General features: G+C 39.4%; 2 protein-coding genes and 1 pseudogene. All 3 read right to left on the reverse strand.

The window, feature by feature from the left end:
- Window positions 1–124: pseudogene (locus tag Q1V93_RS16650) on the reverse strand (AAA family ATPase); the annotation flags it as partial.
- Between the two features lie 18 nt (window positions 125–142).
- Entirely contained in the window at window positions 143–1522 is a 1380-nt protein-coding gene (locus Q1V93_RS16655; protein ID WP_300666216.1) for a peptidylprolyl isomerase, read from the reverse strand.
- 143 nt (window positions 1523–1665) lie between these two features.
- Window positions 1666–2937: peptidylprolyl isomerase (locus Q1V93_RS16660; protein ID WP_300666218.1), on the reverse strand; the 1272-nt coding region annotated here is incomplete at its 5' end.

Genomic DNA, 2937 nt, shown 5'->3' on the forward strand with positions numbered 1-2937 from the left:
TTGAGAAAATGGAAATCAATACCTGATCAACCACTTCTTCCTGACCGACAATGACCTGGTGAATTTCGTTTTTAAGTGCTTGATAGTCTTTTACTAGTTGTTCAATAGCAGCAACGTCTGACATGGCTTTATAGTTTTTTCTTTAAGGTGCTTTTGGAATCCATTGATTTTGGAATTGACAATCTTTGAAAGAATCATCGATGCGGACATAAGCTGTGGATATTTTTGATTTAGTCCACGCCGCAATCGCTTTTTGCTTTTTATCGTCTAAAGCCATCATTCGGAAAAGATTGTAATCATCCGTGAGATTACCTACGTGAGGTTTGGTTCTTTCCGCAACCCGAACAATGCGGATTGCTTCTTTACGTTCGTTGAAATCGAAATACAAAGTAGGAGAGGTCACCTGGTTTATTTCCAACCCGTCCGTTAACTGGAACATCATCGGATCTACCTGGTTTACTTCTTCAACACTCCATTTGATTTCTCCTGTTATCGGATTCGTAATGTATCCTCTGTTTTCTTTTGTGTTTGCATCGTTTGAGTAAATGCGTACCGCATCTTCCCAAATGATTTTATTTTGTTTCAAATCGTTGTAGCACTTTTCCAGACGCTTACTGGATGCATCCAGGCTGTCCAGGCTGAATTTCGGAGCGATCAGAATATGTGATACAATATAATCATCACCCTTCCGATCCAATAGCTGCATGAAGTGAAAACCATATTCCGTTTCAAATACTTCGCTGATCTCACCCACTTTCAAACTGTATACTGTTGCTTCAAACGGTTTTACCATCATTCCTCTGGTTGCTTCATAACGACCACAGTTTTTAGCACTTCCCGGGTCCTCCGAGTACAAGCTGGCAGCACTGCAGAAAGTCGTTTTTCCGGCTACAATTTGTTTGCGGAGATCTGATATTTTCTTAAAAGCAAGTTCTTTATCTGCTTTGGTTATTTTGGGAAATATAGCAATCTGCTGGAATGAAAGCTGCGAGTTGATATAAGGCAAACTGTCTTTCGGGATGGAATTGAAGAAGGTTTCAACTTCCAAAGGAGAAACATCAATCGCGGAAGTAATTCCACGTTCAACTTCCTGTCCTTGCATTCTTTTCTTAATAGTCGTTCTGAATTCCTCCTTAATCTGGGATTTTGTCTTCCCGTAAAATGATTCGAGCGTGATCGGGTTTCCTTTCTCGTCTTTCACATTCTTCATTTGATTTTCGTACACCCGAAGACGGTTTTCCATTTCAGCATCAACCTGCTCGTTACTGATTTGGATCGAATCCAGCTCTGCCTGATTCACTAACAGGAAGTTGTAAAGCATCTGTTCCAAAAGCACGCATTCATTAATGTTCTCTACGGTTACTCCGTTTTGAATCATTGATTGCTTCTGACCTTCTATTTCGGAATAAAGAATAATGTTTTCACCCACCTGAGCGATCACTTTGTCAATGATTTTCGGTTGAGCAAACGATTTTGTTAAAGCCAAAGTGAAAAGTAAACTAAGGAATATGCTGTATTTCATTTTTATATGTATCAAGCGAATGAACCGCTAATTTCGTGTTCTTTTTTGAGATTCAATCAATAACGTCAGGCAAATTACATTATTTTAAGAATTAAAACATTTTCTTAAAAAAGAAAAACCGGATTGAACCGGCTTTTCTGTAGTTATTTTCCAAGACTATAGAGAACTTGTTCGTGAATGACAATCGGATGCTTTTTGGCAATTTCGGTCAGCCATTCCTTCTCCAGGTAATTCTGGTAATCGGAAGTTGCTGCTCCTTTCGCTTCCGGAAGTGTTTTTGCACCCGGTTCCAGGATTTCGTCCACTTTTACGATGTAGTATTTTCCGTCAACAACATATGCCGGGTTCACACCTTTTTTCAGGTCATGTCCTTTCAAATACGGAGTGGATTCTACTTCAAATTTCCCTGTGCGAACACGTAAGTTCAATTCGGAATCCTTGTTGATCGCATTGATCACTGTTCGGGAAGAAATAGTATCGCTTTTCAACATTCCTGCTACTTTCTTCGCAATATCATCGTTCAAACACTCATACACATAAGCATTGTAGCGTTTTCCCCACGTGTAGTTGGAGTTGTGCGCTTCAAAGAATGTTTTCAAACCGGAAGTATCTTTGATGGCTTTGTTCCAAACTTTGTCAGACATCACTTCATACAACAAGATTCCATCGTGGTATTCCTGCATCAATGCCTTGAAGTCCGGATATTTTGTGTCCAGTTTGCTTTCTTCATAAGCCAGGATTTCACTGTTCTGCCAGGCACTGTATTGCTTTTGAACCAATGATTTTGAATCCATGTTCTTGAAACTTCTGTAATTCTTCTGCAAATAAGCTGCAAAATCTTGCTGAGTAAATGCTTTTTTGTCCAATGTAAACATAGTAATTGGTTTCAAACCGGTTGGATTCCAGGTTCCTTTGAAATAGTTTGAGTCAATATTCTGAATAAACCACTTGCTTGTTTTGCTGTAGTTATCTTTAAAAGAATAGCTCTTTTTCAATTTCTCGATGAAAGATTGTTGTGTAATAATTGAACGCTCATCTTTGTTCACTTTTCCTTGAATTTCTTTTTTCAATTCATCAAAAGAACGAAGCGGAGTCAAGTCCAAACGCTTGATGATGTGGTACCCGAATGCCGTTTGAACCGGTTTTGAGATTTCCCCGTTTTCCTTTAATGCAAAAGCAGCCTCTTCAAATTCAGGAACCATACGAGTCGTTGTACCAGTTCCGAAAAGTTGCAATTCACCACCTCTTTCGGCAGTTTGCGCGTCGTCAGAGAATTCGCTTGCCAGTTTTTCAAACGATTCGCCTTGTTGCAATTTCGCGTAGATTTCTTCTACTTTTTTGTGTGCTGCCTCTAATTCTTCTATGCTTGCATCTTTTCCGGTTGCAACCATGATATGAGCCACTTTGATCGTTCC

It is taken from the genome of Fluviicola sp. (genome assembly GCF_030151805.1).
Classification (GTDB): Bacteria; Bacteroidota; Bacteroidia; order Flavobacteriales_D; family Crocinitomicaceae; genus Fluviicola.

Bases quoted from the DNA above. Each gene is read 5' to 3' on its own strand.
- Q1V93_RS16655 (WP_300666216.1), bottom strand. From the start codon at position 1,522: ATGAAATACAGCATATTCCTTAGTTTACTTTTCACTTTGGCTTTAACA.